At 64.5% G+C, this 19,696-nt stretch carries 14 protein-coding genes; 7 read left to right on the forward strand and 7 right to left on the reverse strand.

Translation table 11 applies throughout. From position 1 onward, the window contains the following. The first annotated feature begins 175 nt into the window (after nucleotides 1–175). From HV773_RS14520 to HV773_RS14535, 4 genes are all read left to right on the forward strand, one after another. The gene (locus HV773_RS14520; protein ID WP_129561843.1) at nucleotides 176–976 is read left to right on the forward strand and encodes an inositol monophosphatase family protein; all 801 of its coding nucleotides are present in this window, start codon (nucleotides 176–178) and stop codon (nucleotides 974–976) included. Nucleotides 977–1,107: 131 nt separating this feature from the next. Beyond that, nucleotides 1,108–2,457: a lysophospholipid transporter LplT gene (gene lplT, locus HV773_RS14525; protein WP_129561842.1), complete on the forward strand. Its 1,350-nt coding sequence runs from the start codon at nucleotides 1,108–1,110 to the stop codon at nucleotides 2,455–2,457. Nucleotides 2,458–2,491: 34 nt separating this feature from the next. Next, a complete protein-coding gene (gene mutS, locus HV773_RS14530; RefSeq protein ID WP_129561841.1) occupies nucleotides 2,492–5,194 on the forward strand; it encodes a DNA mismatch repair protein MutS in 2,703 nt (900 codons plus the stop codon). Beyond that, entirely contained in the window at nucleotides 5,160–6,512 is a 1,353-nt protein-coding gene (locus tag HV773_RS14535; protein ID WP_175195313.1) for a hypothetical protein, read from the forward strand. Before mutS ends, HV773_RS14535 begins: the two co-directional genes overlap by 35 nt. Before the next feature lie 89 nt (nucleotides 6,513–6,601). Here the strand turns inward: HV773_RS14535 and HV773_RS14540 are convergent, their stop codons facing one another. Next, nucleotides 6,602–7,147 carry an FKBP-type peptidyl-prolyl cis-trans isomerase gene (locus HV773_RS14540; RefSeq protein ID WP_129561840.1) on the reverse strand — a complete coding sequence of 182 codons (546 nt, stop codon included), beginning with the start codon at nucleotides 7,145–7,147 and terminating at the stop codon, nucleotides 6,602–6,604. A 32-nt stretch (nucleotides 7,148–7,179) separates the two neighbouring features. On the opposite strand from HV773_RS14540, the gene HV773_RS14545 reads away from it, so the two are divergent. Together HV773_RS14545 and HV773_RS14550 are read left to right on the forward strand one after the other, a co-directional pair. Further along, the gene (locus HV773_RS14545) at nucleotides 7,180–8,436 is read left to right on the forward strand and encodes a cupin domain-containing protein (RefSeq protein WP_129561839.1); all 1,257 of its coding nucleotides are present in this window, start codon (nucleotides 7,180–7,182) and stop codon (nucleotides 8,434–8,436) included. Between the two features lie 231 nt (nucleotides 8,437–8,667). Next, nucleotides 8,668–8,940 carry a hypothetical protein gene (locus HV773_RS14550; RefSeq protein WP_129561838.1) on the forward strand — a complete coding sequence of 91 codons (273 nt, stop codon included), beginning with the start codon at nucleotides 8,668–8,670 and terminating at the stop codon, nucleotides 8,938–8,940. A 249-nt stretch (nucleotides 8,941–9,189) separates the two neighbouring features. Here HV773_RS14550 and yoaA read toward each other — a convergent pair whose 3' ends face one another. From yoaA to HV773_RS14565, 3 genes are all read right to left on the reverse strand, one after another. Further along, a complete protein-coding gene (yoaA, locus tag HV773_RS14555; protein ID WP_129561837.1) occupies nucleotides 9,190–11,463 on the reverse strand; it encodes a DNA repair helicase YoaA in 2,274 nt (757 codons plus the stop codon). A 75-nt stretch (nucleotides 11,464–11,538) separates the two neighbouring features. Next, the gene (locus HV773_RS14560; protein WP_129561836.1) at nucleotides 11,539–11,772 is read right to left on the reverse strand and encodes a DUF465 domain-containing protein; all 234 of its coding nucleotides are present in this window, start codon (nucleotides 11,770–11,772) and stop codon (nucleotides 11,539–11,541) included. Between the two features lie 112 nt (nucleotides 11,773–11,884). Next, nucleotides 11,885–13,102, reverse strand: a complete 1,218-nt coding sequence (locus HV773_RS14565; RefSeq protein ID WP_343052359.1) for a colicin transporter — start codon at nucleotides 13,100–13,102, stop codon at nucleotides 11,885–11,887. Between HV773_RS14565 and HV773_RS14570 the strand changes: the two genes are divergently transcribed. After that, nucleotides 13,065–15,410: a Tex family protein gene (locus tag HV773_RS14570; RefSeq protein WP_129561835.1), complete on the forward strand. Its 2,346-nt coding sequence runs from the start codon at nucleotides 13,065–13,067 to the stop codon at nucleotides 15,408–15,410. The genes HV773_RS14565 and HV773_RS14570 overlap by 38 nt on opposite strands. Before the next feature lie 115 nt (nucleotides 15,411–15,525). Here HV773_RS14570 and HV773_RS14575 read toward each other — a convergent pair whose 3' ends face one another. From HV773_RS14575 to HV773_RS14585, 3 genes are all read right to left on the reverse strand, one after another. Then, the gene (locus tag HV773_RS14575) at nucleotides 15,526–17,412 is read right to left on the reverse strand and encodes a potassium transporter Kup (protein ID WP_129561834.1); all 1,887 of its coding nucleotides are present in this window, start codon (nucleotides 17,410–17,412) and stop codon (nucleotides 15,526–15,528) included. A gap of 258 nt (nucleotides 17,413–17,670) precedes the next feature. After that, on the reverse strand, nucleotides 17,671–18,243 hold the full coding sequence (locus tag HV773_RS14580) for a phosphoribosyltransferase (protein WP_129561833.1): 573 nt from the start codon (nucleotides 18,241–18,243) through the stop codon (nucleotides 17,671–17,673). Between the two features lie 27 nt (nucleotides 18,244–18,270). Further along, nucleotides 18,271–19,617: an adenylosuccinate synthase gene (locus HV773_RS14585; protein WP_129561832.1), complete on the reverse strand. Its 1,347-nt coding sequence runs from the start codon at nucleotides 19,615–19,617 to the stop codon at nucleotides 18,271–18,273. Between the last annotated feature and the right edge of the window lie 79 nt (nucleotides 19,618–19,696).

A 19,696-nucleotide genomic window follows, 5' to 3' on the forward strand; every position in this document is an offset into this window, starting at 1 on the left:
AAGGCCGCCGCGCACCGCTCTTATCCAATTCGTCTCCGTTGGCGGTTCAGGACCTGCAAGCCCAGCCGCAAGCCGTTTGCGGCTCGCGCCCTGTCCAATCGTTAGACGCTTTATCTTCTGCACCACCGGCGCGCCGCATGCTCGGGCACGCGCCGGACAACAAGGATCCAGGCACATGCATCCCATGCTCAACATCGCTGTCAAGGCCGCGCGTCGCGCCGGACAGATCATCAACCGTGCGTCGCTCGACCTCGACCTCGTCCAGGTCGCGAAGAAGCAGCATAACGATTTCGTCACGGAGGTCGACAAGGCGGCTGAAGCGGCCATCATCGACACGCTCAGAACCGCCTACCCCGATCACGCGATCCTCGCCGAAGAATCCGGCCACTCGGAGAACGAATCGGAATACCAGTGGATCATCGATCCGCTCGACGGCACGACCAACTTCATTCACGGCTTCCAGTACTACTGCGTCTCGATTGCGCTCGCGCACAAGGGCATCGTCACGCAAGCCGTGGTCTACGATCCCACCCGCAACGACCTCTTCACCGCCTCGCGCGGCCGCGGCGCGTTCCTGAATGACCGCCGCATCCGCGTGGGCCGCCGCGACCGTCTCGCCGACGGCCTGATCGGCACCGGCTTTCCGTTCCGCGAAAAGAACGGCCTCGACAGCTACTGCGAACTGTTCGCCGAAATGACCAACGCCTGCGCCGGCCTGCGCCGTCCGGGCGCAGCAGCGCTCGATCTCGCGAACGTCGCGGCAGGCCGTATGGACGGCTTCTTCGAACAGGGCCTCAATCCGTGGGACGTGGCCGCGGGCGGCCTGCTCGTGACCGAAGCCGGCGGCCTGGTCGGCAACTACACGGGCGACTCCGACTTCCTGCACGTGGGCGAAGTCGTCGCCGGCAATCCGAAGATCTACGCGCAAATGGTGCCCGTGCTCTCGAAGTACACGCGCGTGAAGAAGGAAGGCTGAGCGCAGCCGCCTGCCCGCGCTGCTCTGGCGCATCAAGCGGCTTCGGCCGCTTTTTTGTTTCGCGCGCGGTTTCGCGGGCGAGGTTGTCGCCCTGACGATCCACGACGACACCCCAACGGAACTTCCCCGCGATGAGGAAAGGCTTCTACACGATCATCGCCGCGCAGTTCGTTTCGTCGCTCGCCGACAACGCGCTGCTGATTGCGGCAATCGCACTGCTCACGGTGATCTCGTCGCCGGCCTGGGTCACGCCGCTCCTGCAGATTTTCTTCACGATCTCCTACGTGCTGCTCGCGCCCTTCGTGGGAGCATTCGCCGACGCGCTGCAAAAGCGCCACGTGATGTTCGTCTCGAACGCGCTCAAAGCGGCCGGCTGCCTGCTGATGATCGCGGGCGCACACCCAATGATCGCCTATGGCGTGGTGGGCTTCGGCGCGGCGGCCTACTCGCCTGCAAAATACGGAATCCTTACCGAATTGCTGCCCGCCGAAAAGCTCGTCGCGGCGAATGCGTGGCTCGAATCGGCCACCGTGCTCTCGACGATCGCGGGCACGATGCTGGGCGGCGCGCTCGTTTCCACTTACGCCGAGCGCTTTGTCGCGCATCACCCGATACCGTTCATCCGCACCGCCGCCGATCTCGCGATGCTCGCGGTAATGCTCACCTACGCGCTCGCCGCGCTCATCAACTTCGGCATTCCCGACACCGGCGCGCGCTACGAGAACCGGCTCAGGGAGCCGGGCCGCCTCGTGTCCGACTTCGTGCATTGCTTCAACGTGCTGTGGGCCGACAAGCTCGCGCAAATCGCGCTGTGGGTCACGACGCTGATGTGGGGCGCCGCCGTCACACTGCAACTGCTCGTGCTCAAATGGGCCGATGCGAATCTCGGCCTGTCGCTCTCGAAGGCCGCTGTGATGCAAGGCGTGACGGGGCTGGGCATCGCGCTGGGCGCGGCGGCCGCGGCCGCCTGGGTGTCGCTGCGCGCGTCGTTGCGCGTGCTGCCGGTGGGCGTGCTGTGCGGCTTGGTGGCGGTGGCAATGGCGTTCTACAGCAAGGGGCTTTTCCCGCCGGGCGAAGGCGTGCGCGTCGGCGCGTTCGTCATGCCCTTCTACCTGCTTTTCGCGTATCCGCTGATGGTGCTGCTCGGCACGCTCGCGGGCTTTTTCATCGTGCCGATGAACGCGCTGCTCCAGCACCGTGGCGCTACGCTGCTCTCGGCAGGTCATTCGATCGCGGTGCAGAACTTCAACCAGAATCTCGCCGTGCTGTTGATGCTCGGCGCCTACGCACTATTGCTCACGGCAAAGATGCCGGTGCAGTGGATCATCGTCGTGTTCGGCCTGTTCGTCGCCGCGATGATCGGGCTCGGGATGCGGCGCAGTGCGGCAAACGCGCGCACGATCGACATACAGGCGCTCGTCGACGGGCATAGCGCGCACCAGGCCATCCGGCCAGGCTCGCACGAGCGCGACGCGGGTTAAACTCACGCCCTGAACTCTTAGCAAGACACCGAGGATGGCTACACACACCGCCAGCGCCAGCGACACCGCGCAACACACCCCCATGATGCAGCAGTACCTGCGCATCAAGGCCGACCACCCGGGCACGCTCGTGTTCTACCGGATGGGCGACTTCTATGAGCTGTTCTTCGAAGACGCCGAGAAAGCCGCGCGCCTGCTCGATCTCACGCTAACGCAGCGCGGCGCCTCGGCGGGCAATCCGATCAAGATGGCGGGCGTGCCGCATCACGCCGTCGAGCAATATCTCGCGAAGCTCGTGAAGCTCGGCGAGTCGGTGGCGATCTGCGAGCAGATCGGCGACCCGGCCACCTCGAAGGGCCCGGTCGAGCGCAAGGTCGTGCGCGTGGTCACGCCCGGCACACTCACCGACGCCGCGCTCCTCTCCGACAAGAACGACGTCTACCTGATGGCGGTCTGCCCCGGTCACAACCGGCGCGGCGCGACGGTCAACGTCGGGCTAGCGTGGCTGAACCTCGCGAGCGGCGCGCTGCGCCTCGCGGAAGTCGCGCCGGACCAAGTCGCGGCGGCATTCGAGCGCATTCGCCCCGCGGAAATCCTTGTGGCGGAAATGCCGGCGGAATCCTCGGGCTGGGCACCGCCCGCTGGAAACGGGGCAAGTTCGGCCGGTGCATTGACACGCGTGCCGGCCTGGCACTTCGACGTCACCTCGGGCAAGCAGCGCCTGTGCGACCAGCTCGATGTCGCAAGCCTCGACGGTTTCGGCGCGCAGGCGCTCACCAGCGCCTGCGGCGCGGCCGGCGCGCTACTGCTGTATGCGGCGGCCACGCAAGGCCAGCAGTTGCGGCACGTGCGCAGCCTCAAGGTCGAAGCCGAATCCGAATACATCGGGCTCGATCCGGCCACGCGCCGCAATCTCGAACTGACCGAAACGCTGCGCGGCACCGAATCGCCCACGCTGTGCTCGCTGCTCGACACATGCAGCACCGCCATGGGCAGCCGCCTGCTGCGGCATTGGCTACACCATCCGCCGCGCGACGCAGGCATCGCACAGATGCGCCAGCAGGCCATCGGCGCGCTGCTCGAAGCGCCGCCGCCCGCCAGCGTCGACGCATTGCGCGGCGCGTTGCGCCAGATCGCCGACGTCGAGCGCATCACGGGGCGCCTTGCGCTGCTCTCGGCGCGCCCGCGCGATCTGTCGAGCCTGCGCGACACCTTCACCGGCCTGCCCGCGCTGCGCGAGCAGGTCGCCGCAGCGAGCGGCGCCTCGGCCACGCTCGCCCACATCGTCGAGGCGCTCGAGCCGCCCGGCGAGTGCGCCGACCTGCTGCAACGCGCGGTCGCGCCCGAGCCGGCCGCCATGGTGCGCGACGGCGGCGTAATCGCGCCCGGCTACGACGCCGAACTCGACGAACTGCGCAACCTGTCCGAGAACTGCGGCCAGTTCCTGATCGACCTCGAGGCGCGCGAGCGCACGCGCACCGGCATCGGCAATTTGCGGGTCGAATACAACAAGGTGCATGGCTTCTATATCGAAGTCACGCGCGGCCAGACCGACAAGGTGCCTGACGACTATCGCCGCCGCCAGACGCTCAAGAACGCCGAGCGCTATATCACGCCCGAGCTCAAGGCATTCGAGGACAAGGCGCTCTCCGCACAGGAGCGCGCACTCGCCCGCGAGAAGGCGCTCTACGACGCACTGCTCCAGTCCCTGCTGCCCTTCATTCCCGATTGCCAGCGCGTCGCGGCGGCGCTCGCCGAGCTCGACCTGCTCGCCGCCTTCGCCGAACGTGCGCGCGCGCTCGACTGGAATGCGCCGGAATTCTCCGAAGCGCCCGGCATCGAAATCGAACAGGGGCGTCACCCGGTCGTCGAAGCGCAGGTCGAGCAGTTCATCGCCAACGACTGCACACTGACCGCCGAGCGCAAGCTGCTGCTCATCACCGGCCCGAACATGGGCGGCAAATCGACGTTCATGCGCCAGACCGCGCTCATCGCGCTGCTCGCTTACGTGGGCAGCTATGTGCCAGCCAGACGCGCGCGCTTCGGCCCGATTGACCGCATATTCACCCGCATCGGCGCCGCCGACGATCTCGCGGGCGGCCGCTCGACCTTCATGGTCGAAATGACCGAAGCCGCCGCCATTCTCAACGACGCCACGCCGCAAAGTCTCGTGCTGATGGACGAGATCGGGCGCGGCACGTCGACCTTCGACGGCCTCGCGCTCGCATGGGCCATTGCGCGACACCTGCTCACGAGCAACGGCTGCCATACGTTGTTCGCAACGCACTATTTCGAACTCACGCAATTGCCCGCGGAATTCGCGCAGGCAGCCAACGTGCACCTGTCGGCGGTCGAGCACGGACACGGCATCGTGTTCCTGCACGCCGTGAGCGAAGGCCCTGCGAACCAGAGCTACGGCCTCCAGGTCGCGCAGCTTGCCGGTGTGCCCAACCCCGTGATCCGCGCGGCGCGCAAGCACCTCGTGTATCTGGAGCAGCTCTCGGCCGGGCAGCCCACGCCGCAGCTCGACCTGTTCGCCGCCCCTGCCGCTGCCGAAGACGACGATTTCGACGCGCAACCGTACGTGGAAGACGCACCGACAGCGGTCGACCCCGGCGCCGCGCTCGTCGCCGAACGCCTGCGCGCGCTCGATCCGAATGAGTTGCGCCCGCGCGACGCGCTCGATCTGTTGTACGAACTGCATGAGCTGGCCACAGCGCCGGACGGCAAACGCTGAGCGTCGCTTCACGACGCCGCCCCGGCCATTTCCGCATGGCCGGGGTGTTGCTATTTCGGGGCGTCGCGGACTACCAGCCGCGCTCGTCTGCCTGGCGCTGTTCGGCCTGCCGCTCGCCGCGTTAGCGCAAGACCCTTCGCCTTCGCCGCGTTATTCGTTCGCCGTCGTCGCGAACGTCGTCACCGAGCCCGGCGACGAAATCACGCTTCAGCGCCTCATCGACGCGATCGGCCGCGATCCACAGCTCTCGTTCGCCGTCTATGACGGCAACCTCAAAGGGCCGCGCGAGACCTGCACGGATCGCCTCTACGACCGACGCCGCGCATTGCTCGACGCGTCGCGCGTGCCGCTCGTGTTCGTGCCGGGGCAGCGCGACTGGAGCACCTGCGGCGGCTCTGGCGCAGGCGGCTACGATCCGGTCGAGCGGCTCGATTTCCTGCGCCAAAACTTCTTCACCGACACCAATTCGCTCGGCCAATCGCCTCTCACGCTCACGCGCGAAAGCGAGGTCTCGCGCTTTCGTCCGTATCGGGAAAATACACGCTGGCAGCTCGGCGATACGGTGTTCATCGCACTGAACGCGCCCGACGGCAACAATCATTATCTGAACGCCGGCGGCCGCAACGGCGAATTTGAAGACCGCGTGATAGCCAACGGCTTCTGGCTGGAGCATGCCGCCGAGTTCGCGCGCCGCCGCAATGCACGTGCCATCGTCATCTTCATGCAGGGCAACGCGATGCCCGAGCAGTACGAACATCAGGAGCGCTTTGCATGGCTACGTTTTCGCCGCACGCCCCGCGATGGCTACACCGAGTTGCGGCGCAGTCTCACGAAGCTCGCGGAAACTTTCCGGGGCCCGGTGATCCTCGTGCAACCGGAAACGACGAAGCTCGCGCGTGGCTTCACCATCGATCAGCCGCTGCGCAACGAGAAGGGAATCAGGATTGCTAACGTTACGCGGATTGCGTTCTCGCTGCACGACCCGCTCACGCAATGGCTTCAGATCGATGCGGACATGGCGCGCCGCACGCCGCTGCGCGTGAGCGTGCATGAGGTGCCCAAGCACCTGCCGCTGCTGCCGCCTCAACCGCCGACGCTATTGCAAGGCGGCAGCAGCGAACCAGCGTTGCCGGAAATGCCCGAAATATCGTCGATGCCAGACGTGACGGAAATCCCCGGGATGCAACAGGCGCCCGATGCAAACGGCGCGAGCGGGACAAATCAGGGGGGAGAAATTGCCCCAAGCGGGCGTGCGCCAGGCGGCGCGGGCGCGGGAACGGTGATGCCCTCGTGGCCTTCACAGCGCGTGGCGCCATGAACGGTACGGGACGAGCGGGGAACGAAGCGAAAAACGAACCGGGACGTGAAGCAAAACGCGCCGGCAGTCACTACCGGCGCGTTGCCCAATCAATGCAGGGTGGGTTTGGAAGCCGCTTCTTCACCGTCCTCGTCATCATCCTCATCGGCGATTTCAAGGCCGTCCGCGCCATGCGCATGCTCGTGCTCGATCTCGTCCTCGGTGGCCTGACGCACTTCCTTGACCGACAGCGCGAAACGCAATGCCATGCCCGCTAGCGGGTGATTGCCGTCGAGCACGACTTTATCCTCGGCAACGTCGGTGACGGTGTAGATGAGCGTGTCGAGATCATCGTCGCCTTCTTCGGGCGTGCCTTCGAACTGCATACCCACTTCGAGCGGCTCCGGGAAGCGGTTGCGCGGCTCGATCTTGACGAGGTCGGGATCGTACTCCCCGAAAGCGTCGGAAGGCTCAAGCTGGATCTGGGTCTCGAAGCCCGGCTCCTTGCCGTCCAGCACTTCCTCGATCTTGGGGAACGTGCCATCATAGCCGCCGTGCAGATAGACCATCGGCTCGTCGCTTTCCTCGATCAGATTGCCCTGCGCATCCGATAGCTTGTAAGCGACCGACACGACGGTGTCCTTTGCAATTTTCATTCGATCCTCCAGATTACAGACCACATTATACGATGCCCAAGCGGTCCCCAGACCACCCGGAGGACGCCGGCAAGCGGCGCGCCCCCTCCTCCCTGGCAAGTCCCGCGCCCGATACGCCCACGCCGCTGCTTGGCGGCCTGAGTCCGGCGCAGTTCATGAAGAAATACTGGCAGAAAAAGCCATTATTGATCCGCCAGGCGATACCCGGCATCGCCGCGCCGCTCTCGCGCGACGAGCTCTTCGCGCTGGCCGACCAGGACGACGTCGAATCCCGGCTCATCACGCACTTTCGCAAGCGCTGGGCGCTCGAGCACGGCCCGTTCGCCGCTGACGAACTGCCGACACCGAAGACGCGCCAATGGACGCTGCTCGTGCAAGGCGCGGACCTGCACGACGACCGCGCGCGGGCGTTGCTCGAACGCTTTCGCTTCGCCCCCGACGCCCGCCTCGACGACCTGATGATCTCGTACGCGTCCGACGGCGGTGGTGTCGGCCCGCATTTCGATTCGTACGATGTGTTTCTCCTGCAGGTCCATGGCAAGCGTCGCTGGCGCGTTGGCGCACAGCGGGACCTGACGCTGCAGGAAGGTCTGCCGCTCAAGGTCCTCGCGAATTTCGAACCCGAAGAGGAATGGGTGCTGGAGCCGGGCGACATGCTGTACCTGCCGCCGCACATCGCGCACGACGGGGTGGCCGAAGGCGAATGCATGACCTGCTCGATCGGCTTTCGTTCGCCTTCCACGACCGAGCTCACAAGCCAGTTTCTCTACTGGCTGGCCGAGCGCGGCGCGGACGCAGTGGCCGGCCAGAATGCGGGCAATGACGCAGGCAACCCCACGCTCTACCGCGACCCCAACCAGCCCGCGGTGTTGCATCCGGCACAACTGCCCCCGGCACTTGTTGAGCGCGTCTCGGCAGTGCTTGCTAAAGTGCGATGGAACGATGCGGACGTATCTTCGTTTGTCGGGTCCTGGCTTTCAGAACCGAAATCGAATGTGGTGTTCGACGCCCCCGAGAAACCGCTGGACGAAGCGCGTTTTGTTGCGCGCGCCGCGAAAAATGGGATAAGACTCGACCGCAGGACAATCCTGCTTTACGATGCGCGGTCGTATTACCTGAACGGGGAGCAGTACTTGCTCAAAGAAGTGAGAAAATGGCTGCCGGTATTGGCCGACAACCGCTTTCTGGATGGGAAACGCTTTGTAACACTCTCACACGATTCGTGTGTGACATCGTTGCTACACGAATGGTATTGTGCGGGCTGGATACGGCTCGGGGTGCTTGCGTAAGCGCTTCGGACTGTTATACCGTACTAATATAGTGCTTGTATGAGAAAGACAACGTATTGTCCCCGGATTTGTCGACGGTCGATACGAAAGTGCCTATAATTTCCGCCCAGGCCGTAGGGAAGATTCACGCTCTTGCAGTGCATCTCCACCAGCGGCTCAGGTCGGTGTTGGGGCACATTACCGGTATTATTTTGCGCTGTTGCTTACCTTTAACCATAAAAGGACGTGATCATGAAGAAATCCCTCCTCGTAGCATCCCTGCTGGCAGCTGTTGCACTGGCTGCGTGCAACAAGAGCAGCGACCAAGCTGCTGCGCCGGCTAGCGACGCTGCTGCTGCTTCGGCACCGGCTGCTGCTGCTTCGGACGCGGGTGCTGCTGCTTCGGGCGCCGCTGCTGCTGCGAGCGACGCTACGGCTGCTGCGAGCGACGCTGCTGCTTCGGCACCGGCTGCTGCTGCTTCGGACGCAGGTGCTGCTGCTCCGGCTTCGGGCGCAAGCCAGTAAGCTGCATTCGCGAGGTGCTCGCCCGAAGCTTCGGCTTCAGCGGGCATCGTAGCGAACCGCCGGGCAGTCTGATGGCCTCATCAGATGCGCGGCGGGCAAACAAAAAAGCCACGAACTCAAGTTCGTGGCTTTTTTGTTTGTATCTGCTCGATCGCTAAACGTCATGCTGACATGCAAACCTATGCGCAACGCATGTAACCATCGTAGCGCATATGCAAGTGGAAATTACATGACGCGGGCTTGGCATCGTCACTGAGCACCCTGCTCTTCCTCTCCTGTGAAGAACGCCCGCACGACCTCGATCTCGCGCGTGCGCTTGAACGGTGGCAAGCTTTGCCAGATACGCCTGCCGTAAGGCTTGTCCACGAGGCGAGTGTCGCAGATCATCAACACGCCGCGATCGGTCTCCGCACGAATCAGACGCCCGGCGCCCTGCTTGAGCGTGATGACGGCTTGCGGCAATTGATGGACGGCGAACGGGCTCAAGCCCTTCTTCGTCAGCGCGTCGAGACGCGCAGCCAGCACGGGATCGTCGGGCGGCGCGAACGGCAGCTTGTCGATAACCACGAGCGATAGCGCATCGCCCCGCACGTCGACACCTTCCCAGAAGCTCTGGCTGCCCACCAGGATCGCGTTGCCATACGCGCGAAAACGTTCGAGCAATTCGGTGCGGCTCGCATCGCCCTGCACCAGCAGTGGCGTATCCCAGCCACGCGCCTCGATCGTGTCGCGCAGCTTCCCGGCGATCTTGTCCACCGCGCGCAACGTCGTGCACAACATGAAAACGCCGCCCCCCGACGCTTCGATTGCGGGTAGCGCAGCGTCGAATACCGCATCGGTGAATTGCGGCGACGACGGCTGCGGCATATTACGCGGCACGTACAGCAAGCCCTGCTGGGGATAATCGAAGGGGCTCGGCAAGGTCATCGAGCGCCGCGAACTCAAGCCCATCTGCGCCGCATAGTGCGTGAAGTCGCCACGCACGGAAAGCGTCGCCGACGTAAAGATCCACGTGCGCGGCACACCCGCGCGCTGCTTCGCAAAAATGGGCGCGACCGAAAGCGGCGTCTCGTGCAACTGGACCGTGTGCGAGAACACTTCGACCCAACGGACCTTTTCATCGTCGGCGCCGGACTCACTTGCGACGTCGTCTGCAGCGTCGGGTTGAGCAGCGGCAGCCTGCGCATCGCGCGACGACGCAACACAGGAGCCTGGCGCGACCCACCCGGACAGCACGCCCTGAAGCTCACGCGCGCGACGCAGGCACGTCCCCAGCGATTCGGCACGCTCGGCTTGCCCCGCGAGCGCCGCGGCGAGTGTGCCGAGTTCGGTCTGCAGCGCATCGAGCGAGTCGAAGAGCGGATGATCCTCGGGCAACTGCGTGATCGACACGCGCAGTGAATCCTCCTTGAACGCGAGCCGCACATCGCGCGCCGCGCGTTCGAGCGCCGCCCCGAGCTTCACCCATTCCACCGCATCGCGCGCATGACTCAGGCCTTCGGCCACGCAATCGCGCGCGAGCTCGAGGAACTGCGCGGTCGACAGGGTCTCGCCGAAAAACAGCGTGGCGGTTTCAGGCAGTTGGTGGGCCTCGTCGAAGATGATCGTGTTGGCGCTCGGCAGGAGCTCGGCCATGCCAGTGTCGCGCAGCATGATGTCCGCGAAGAACAGATGATGGTTCACGACGACGATGTCGGCCTGCTGCGCCTCGCGGCGCGCCTGCATTACGAAGCAGTCCTTGTAGTTCGGACACTCCTGACCCAGGCAGTTGTCGCGCGTGGAGGTGACCATCGACCAGACGGCAGCCGTTTCCGGCACGCTCGCGAGCTCGGCCTTGTCTCCCGAACGCGTGATCTTCGCGAAGCGGATGATCTCCTGCAGATACGCCGTTTCCTGGCGCGACGGCAAGCGGCCATTGTCGGCCGTGCGCTGCAGATAGTAGTGACACAGATAATTCGAGCGTCCCTTGAGCATGGCCACGCTCACGGGCACCGCCAGCGCATCGCGCACGGTGGGAATGTCGCGCGCGAAAAGCTGGTCCTGCAAGTGCTTGGTGCCCGTCGAGACGATCACCTTGCCGCCCCACAGCATGGCCGGCACGAGGTACGCGTAGGTTTTGCCGGTGCCCGTCCCCGCCTCGACGATCAGCGTGTTGTCGCCGGATTCGGTAGCTGCGCGCGCGGCTTCTTCGGCACGGTCTTGCGTGGGAACTGGCGCCCCGCGCTCGAGACGTCGCACGGGACGCGACTGCGCCTCGAACATCGCCGGTTCCGGCAAGGCTTGAGCGGCGGCTTCCATGGCTGCGGCCACGGCGCGCGCCATCTCGATCTGCGCGGCGCGGGGGCGATAGCCGTCAATCTCGCGTGCGAGCAGCCCATTGGCGGCGAAAAGCTCTTCGAGTTCGGCGCCGCGGCGCGCGCTCAACGCGGGCGCGGTCGACGATGAATGAGTGGCGCGTGCGTCACCCTCCTGCGTGCCACCCTCGCGCGCGGGACGGGATCGGGAAACGGTCGTTGAATTCAAGGCAAGCGGTTCCTGCTCGGTCCTCGGAGCGCGGCCCGATTACAGCCGCGCCCCGGCGCCTGCCAGGACCCGGAATCAGGCGTGCCCGTTCGAGGTCTTTGTTGAATCGGGTTCCAGCTGCAGTTGCAGCAGGATGATATTGTCCTTCAGCTTGAGCTTGCGCCTCTTCAGCTTCTGCAATTCGAGATCGTCGTAGTCCGACGTCCCGCACATCCTCTCGATCAGACGATCGAGATCGTCGTGTTCCGATTCCAGTTGCAGAATGCGGTCACGAAGGACCTCGCCCTTGACTTCACGATGCTCGCGCATGCTCGCCTCCTCGTCATGATCGGCGCACGCCGTGCGAAAGGTCGCGCGCCTGAGGTTGCTGTCCGGCCGAAAAAACTGGGTGCTGCCTAGTACCGTTGGGTGCTTTCCAGTACTACTGGCCCTGCGGTTTTTGTTGCTGTTGCGCCTTCTCGGCCGCCTGCTTCTGACGTGCTTCCACATCAGCCTTATGCTTCGCCGCGTCTTCCTGCTTCTGCTGGAAACGCTCAGCTTTCTCGGCGCGCTCTTGCGCCTTCTGCTGGCCTTCGCGGCGAGCTTCGTCCAGTTGCTTCTGATAATCCGACTGTTTCTTGTCGTATGCGGCCTGGTTGGCTGCACGTTGCGACTGCGCCTGCTCGCCCTCCCGCTGTGCCTGCTGCACCGCGTGCTGACGCTGCTTCTCCTGAAACGCCTGCTCGTTCGCTGCGCGTTGCGGCGCTTCTGCCTGCCGCTGCGCCTGCGCGAGCGCGTGCTGGCGCTGCTTGTCTTCGTAGGCCTGGGCGCTCGCTGCCTCATTCGCAGCGCGTTGCGGCGCATCGGCCTGGTCCTTCGCCCGCTGCAACGCGGTCTGCTCGTCGCGGCGGCGCGCATTGTCGGCGCGCTGCTCTTCGTCGAGCGCCAACTGCTCGCGGCGGATATCCGCCTGTACGACGCGCATCGCATCACGCGCCTTGCCGAGACAGTGGTTCACGAAAAACGTATCGTAGCAATTGTGCTGCGCGACAGCGTACTGGTAATTGTTTTCCGCAGTACGCCGATCAAGAACCTTCTGCCGTTCGGCAAAGCCATTGCTCGCACCGGCATCCGGAGCCGTTGCGCCCGTGGCCAGCGCCGCTGCTTCCGAAGCAGCCCCCAAAGCCGCAGCCGGCGCGTGCGCCGACCCCACTGCTGACGCAGCACCCGAGCCATCGATCGGTCCACCGACTTCGACCGGGCGCGCGTCTTGCGCGCCAGTGGCCGTCGCGTCTTGCGCGAGGGCCGGAACACTCGCCGCCGCCAGCAATGCGACAGCGCAGGCCGCCGCGCGGGCGGTAGTCCGCCATGCTGCGCGTTCGCGCGCGTCGGGCTGGATTTGTGTCAAACGGGATGGGATCAACGTCTTCTGAGGGCAACGGAACATGCCTGAAATTCTAACACCCCCCGAGTTGAGCGCCCCGCCATTTATGGCAAAATGCCCCGCTCCACCAGCCGGCGGGCGCTCGCTCGCGTGACGTCGCCGCCCGGCTATCCGGCCGCAAACCCAGGAATACAAACCCGGGACCGCAAACCGATCCTCGCAGGAATATCCAGACTCTATGACGGAAACCGTAGCACTCAAGATCGTCCAGCGCATCTCCAGCGAACTGACCGTTCAACCGCGTCAGGTGGCGGCCGCCGTCCAGCTTCTCGACGAAGGAGCGACCGTTCCGTTCATCGCCCGTTACCGCAAGGAAGTCACGGGCAATCTCGACGATACGCAACTGCGCACGCTCGAAGAACGACTGCTCTATCTGCGCGAGCTCGAAGACCGTCGCGCCACGATCCTCGCGAGCATCGAAGAGCAAGGCAAGCTCACCGACGAGCTGCGCACCGCCATCGAGGCCGCCGACAGCAAGCAGGTGCTCGAAGACCTCTACCTGCCGTACAAGCCCAAGCGGCGCACGCGCGCGCAGATCGCGCGCGAAGCCGGCCTGCAGCCGCTCGCCGATGCGCTGCTCGCCAATCCGCTGCTCGATCCGCAGACGGAAGCCGCGCAGTACGTGGACGCCGAAAAGGGCGTCGCCGACGTGAAGGCCGCGCTCGACGGTGCCCGCGACATCCTCTCGGAGCAATTCGGCGAAACGGCCGAGCTGCTCGGCAAGCTGCGCGACTGGCTGCACAACCAGGGCGTGGTGATCTCGAGCGTGGTCGAAGGCAAGGAAAAAGAGGAAGGCGAGAAGTTCCGCGACTACTACGAGTACTCGGAAACGATCAAGACCGTGCCGTCGCACCGCGCGCTCGCGCTGTTCCGCGGCCGCAACGCCGGCGTGCTGATGGTCAAGCTCGGCCTCGGCGGCGAGCTCGATGCGCAGGTGCCGCATCCGGGCGAAGCGATGATCGCGCGCCACTTCAGTATCGCCAACCAGGGCCGGCCGGCCGACAAGTGGCTCTCCGACGTCTGCCGCTGGTGCTGGCGCGTGAAGGTGCAGCCGCACCTCGAAAACGAGCTGCTCACGAGCCTGCGCGAGCAAGCCGAAACCGAGGCGATCCACGTGTTCGCGCGCAATCTCAAGGACCTGCTGCTCGCGGCGCCTGCCGGCCCGAAGGCCGTGATCGGCCTCGATCCGGGCCTGCGCACCGGCGTGAAGGTGGCCGTGGTCGACCGCACGGGCAAGCTGCTCGCCACCGACACGATTTATCCGCACGAGCCGCGCCGCGACTGGGATGGCTCGCTCGCGAAGCTCGCGCGCATCGCCGCGCAGACCCAGGCCGAACTCATCAGCATCGGCAACGGCACGGCTTCGCGCGAAACCGACAAGCTCGCGAGCGAGCTGATCTCGAAGCATCCCGAGCTCAAGCTGCAAAAGATCGTGGTCTCCGAAGCCGGCGCGTCGGTTTATTCGGCATCCGAACTAGCGGCGAAGGAATTCCCCGAACTCGACGTTTCGCTGCGCGGCGCGGTGTCGATTGCTCGGCGCCTGCAAGATCCGCTCGCCGAGCTCGTGAAGATCGAGCCCAAGGCCATCGGCGTGGGCCAGTACCAGCACGACGTGAACCAGCGCGAGCTGGCTCGCTCGCTCGACGCGGTGGTCGAAGATTGCGTGAACGCCGTGGGCGTCGATGCCAATACCGCTTCGGTGGCGCTGCTCGCGCGCGTGTCGGGCTTGAACTCGACGCTCGCACGCAATATCGTCGATTACCGCGACGCCAACGGCCCCTTCCCCTCGCGCAACCATCTGAAGAAGGTGCCGCGTCTGGGCGACAAGACCTTCGAGCAGGCCGCGGGCTTTTTGCGCATCAATGGCGGCGAGAATCCGCTCGACCGTTCGTCGGTGCACCCGGAAGCTTATCCCGTCGTCGAGCGCATGCTCGCGAAGATCAAGCGCACGATCGGCGACGTGCTCGGTAGCCGCGACGCGCTCTCGGGTCTCTCGCCCGCCGAGTTCGTCGACGAGCGCTTCGGTCTGCCGACCGTGCGCGACATCCTCTCGGAACTCGAAAAGCCGGGCCGCGATCCGCGCCCCGAGTTCAAGACGGCGACGTTCCGCGAAGGCGTCGAGAAGGTCTCTGACCTCGTGCCTGGCATGGTGCTCGAAGGCGTCGTGACCAACGTGGCGGCGTTCGGGGCGTTCATCGACGTGGGCGTGCATCAGGACGGCCTCGTGCACGTCTCGGCCATGTCGACGAAGTTCATCAAGGACCCGCACGAAGTCGTGAAGGCGGGCCAGGTCGTGAAGGTGAAGGTGCTCGACGTCGATGTGAAGCGCCAGCGCATTGCGCTCACGATGCGCATGGACGACGATCCGGCAAGCGCGGCGCAACGCAGCGGCGCCGGCAGCAACGGCGGGAATGGCGGCAATCGCGATCAGCGCAGCGGCAATGCGAACCGCGGCGGCCAGCGCTCGCGCGACGCGGAACCGGCAGGCGCAATGGCTGCGGCCTTCGCGAAGCTCAAGCGCTAACGCGCCAGCGCGAGGCGGCGCGGGAACTACAAAACCACGCGCCGCGCTTCGCAACAGGCAACAAAAAAGGCACCGCTACGGTGCCTTTTTTGTTGTTCACGCAACGATCGACACTTCAGATCTCGATCTTCGTCCCCAGTTCGACCACGCGGTTGGCGGGAATGCTGAAGAAGTCGGTGGGTTTCGCGGCGTTCTGGTGCATCCACGCGAACACGCGCTCGCGGAAGATCGACATACCCGGCAACTGCGTGGGCACCACCGTCTCGCGCGCGAGGAAGAACGACGTGTCCATCATCTCGAACGACATCTCCTCCCTGTGGCCGATGTCTTCGAGCACCGCCTTCACGTCGGGCGTCTCGTTAAAGCCGTAATCGGCCTTCACGAGGTACAAGCCGCCGCCGATATCCTTGACCTCCACGCGCTCCGAGTCGGCAACGTAAGGAATGTCGCGAATCCGGAACGTGAGGAAAAGCGTGCGCTCGTGCAGCACCTTGTTGTGCTTGAGGTTGTGCAGCAGGCTCACCGGCACGAGCGTGTCGCTGCCCGTGAGATAAATGGCCGTGCCGGACACGCGGTGCGGCGGATGCGCAAGCAGCCCCTGCAGGAACGGCATCAGCGGAATACCGTCGGCGGCGGTGCGTTCCTTGACGATCATGCGCCCCTTGAACCACGTCATCAGCAAGAAGAACAGCAGCGCGCCGATGCTGAGCGGCAGCCAGCCGCCCTCCTCGACCTTCAGCAGGTTCGCGCCAAAGAAGCCGAGATCGACGATCATTAAGCACGAAATGATAAACGCGACGAGCCAGATGTTCCACTTCCACACCTTCACCATCACGACACTCGCGAGCATGGTGGTGATGACCATCGTTGCCGTCACGGCAATGCCATACGCGGCGGCGAGGTTGTCGGAGCTCTTGAAGCCCACGACGATGCACAGAATGATGACGAGCAGCATCCAGTTCACAACCGGCACATAGATCTGGCCGATGGCGAGATCAGACGTATGCAGCACCTTCATGCGCGGCACGTAGCCCAGCAGAATCGCCTGGCTCGTCAGCGAATATGCGCCCGAAATCACGGCCTGCGACGCAATCACGGTCGCCACTGTCGACAGCACTACGAGCGGCAGCAGCGCCCAATCCGGCGCGAGCAGGAAGAACGGATTTTCGATCGCGCGATGGTCCTGCATCAGAAGCGCGCCCTGACCGAAATAGTTGAGCACGAGCGAGGGCATCACGAGCCCGTACCACGCGTAGCGAATCGGCTTGGCGCCGAAGTGGCCCATATCGGCGTAGAGCGCTTCCGCACCAGTCAGCACCAGCACGACCGAGCCCAGCACCACATAGGCCTGCAGCAGGTGCGCGCCCATGAACGAGACCGCGTAGTACGGATTGAGCGCGGCGATCACACCGGGCGCCTGGACGATGCGCGAAACGCCGAGCACACCGATGGTCACGAACCAGAGCACCATGATCGGCCCGAACAGACGCCCCACGAGCGAAGTGCCGTGCCGCTGGATCCAGAACAGCGCGATCAGGATCACCATGGTAAGCGGCAACACCAGATGCGCGAGCTTGGGCGCGGCCAGCTGCAAGCCTTCGACCGCCGACATCACCGAGATAGCGGGTGTGATCACCGCGTCGCCGTAGAACATGCAGGCGCCGAAGATGCCCAGCGCCGTCAGTACCACGGCGGACTTGCTCTTGCGGTCGAACGAGCGCATGGCGAGCGCCATGAGCGCGAGCACGCCGCCTTCGCCGTTGTTGTCGGCCCGCATCACGAAGACCACGTACTTGATGCTGACGACGATGATGATCGCCCAGAACAGCAGCGAGATCACGCCGAGGATGGAGGTATTGTTGAGCGGAATGCCGTGGGCCGGACTGAACGCTTCTTTGAGCGAATACAGCGGACTCGTGCCGATGTCGCCAAACACCACGCCGATGGCCGCTACTGCGAGTGTCGGTAGCGGCTGCTTTGCCACGTGCGTGCTAGTTGTCATATACGCGGAAATCCGTTCGAGGCGGAAAAAACGAGCGCTATTCTAAACTGGCTGCGGGCGAAACCCGAGTGATCGTTGTGACCCCGCGACGCCCCCCCTTGTCCCGCCGGAGTTTAGCATGGCCCCCGGCCGCGCCAACCGGGTTGTGCGTCATGGTTTGGTCTGTGCGGGCGGCAATGGCGCAAAAAGCGCGCGGCGCATAAAAAACGGAGCCTCAAAGGCTCCGTTTCTGACTGATGCCAGCAGCTTGCGGACTGCTTACTTCTGCGAATCCTGCTGGGCCTGCTGAAGGCCACGCTTGATCCATGCGCCGAGATTGTGGGGGCGCACCGTATCCCACTCCTCGAACGGCTGATGAATCCACGGATTGGTCGGCAAATGCTGGACGAAATAGTCCGGCTTCACCTTCGAGCAGCCCTTGTACCAGAGCACCGCCGAGCGCACGCCGGTCACGGCCGGATAGCGCTCCTTGAGATGATCCTGCACACGCGCAAGCGTGACGCCCGAGTCGACGAGATCGTCGACGAGCAGCACGTTGCCCGAAAGCTCGCCGCGCGTCATCGTGATGTACTGCGCGATGTCGAGATCGCCCTGCTCCGTGCCCGCCGCTTCGCGGTACGAACTCGTCGCGAGGATCGCGAGCGGCAGGTCGTAAATGCGCGAGAGCTGGTCGCCCACGCGCAGTCCGCCACGAGCGAGACACAGGATCTGGTCGAACTTCCAGCGCGAGTCGTGTACCGACAGCGCGAGCAGTTCGATCAGCCGGTGATACTCATCCCAGCCGACCCACAGGTTCTTTTCGTCGTTGCGCGGGTCCATCATTTGAATCATTTTTGCATCTACCTTGTTTCTGCTTTTTTACGCCTTGAACGGATGACGCAGCAGGATCGTTTCGTCGCGATCCGGGCCCGTGGAGACCATGTCGACCGGAACGCCCGCCACTTCCTGCACACGTGTCAGATACGCCTGCGCGCTCTTGGGCAAGGCATCCCATTGCGTGATGCCGATGGTGCTTTCCTTCCAGCCTTCGAACGTTTCGTACACCGGCTCGCATGCGGCCACCTGCGACGCGCCACGCGGCAGAATGTCGACATCCTTGCCGTCAACCTTGTAGCCCACGCACAGCTTCACTTCTTCGAGGCCGTCAAGCACGTCGAGCTTGGTAATGCACAGACCCGTCACGCCGTTGATCTGGATCGAGCGGCGCAGCGCGGCAGCGTCGAGCCAGCCGGTGCGGCGCGGACGGCCCGTGACCGAACCGAATTCCTTGCCCACCTTTGCGAGCGTGAGGCCGACTTCTTCCTGACGGTCAGCGTTGTCGGCATCGTACAGTTCGCTCGGGAACGGGCCCGCGCCGACGCGCGTGCAGTACGCCTTGGTGATGCCGAGAATGTAATTGAGCTGCTGCGGGCCCACGCCCGCGCCCGCCGACGCCGCACCGGCAACGCAGTTGCTCGACGTGACATACGGATAGGTACCGTGATCGATGTCGAGCAGCGTGCCTTGCGCGCCTTCGAACAGCAGGTTGCCGCCCTGGCAGTTCACGTCATAAAGGCGACGCGAAACGTCCGTTACCATCGGCTTCAGACGCTCGGCGTACGACAGCATCGTGTCGAGCGTCTGCTGGAAATCGACCGCGGGCGCGCCCAGGTACTGGGTGAGCACGAAGTTGTGATAGTCGAGGTTCTCGCGCAGGCGCTCGGCGAAGACTTCCGGCTCGAACAGGTCCTGCACGCGCATACCGCGGCGTGCCACCTTGTCTTCGTAGGCCGGACCAATGCCGCGGCCCGTCGTGCCGATCTTCGCGGCGCCGCGCTTGGCTTCGCGCGCCTGGTCGATGGCGACGTGATACGGCAGGATGAGCGTCGTGGCTTCGGAAATGAAGAGGCGCTTCTGGACGTCGATGCCCGCTTCTTCGAGCTCGCCGATTTCCTTGAACAGGGCTTCGGGCGAAAGCACCACGCCGTTGCCGATGTAGCAGGCGACGCCGGCGCGCATGATGCCCGAGGGGATCAGCCGGAGAATGGTCTTCTTACCGCCGATGATGAGTGTGTGACCGGCATTGTGGCCGCCCTGGAAACGCACCACGCCTTGCGCGTGGTCCGTCAGCCAGTCGACGATCTTGCCCTTGCCTTCATCGCCCCATTGGGTGCCCACGACGACGACATTGCGCCCCGGGGTTACATTCACTGCGCTGGCAGACATGGTGTTTCGTTAGCTGGTTAAAAACGTATTCTACCTGGGTTCGGCGGCAGGGCCGCCATTTTTTCCCAAAATTCCCAGG

Source organism: Paraburkholderia caffeinitolerans (genome assembly GCF_902859945.1).
GTDB classification, from domain to species: domain Bacteria; phylum Pseudomonadota; class Gammaproteobacteria; order Burkholderiales; family Burkholderiaceae; genus Paraburkholderia; species Paraburkholderia caffeinitolerans.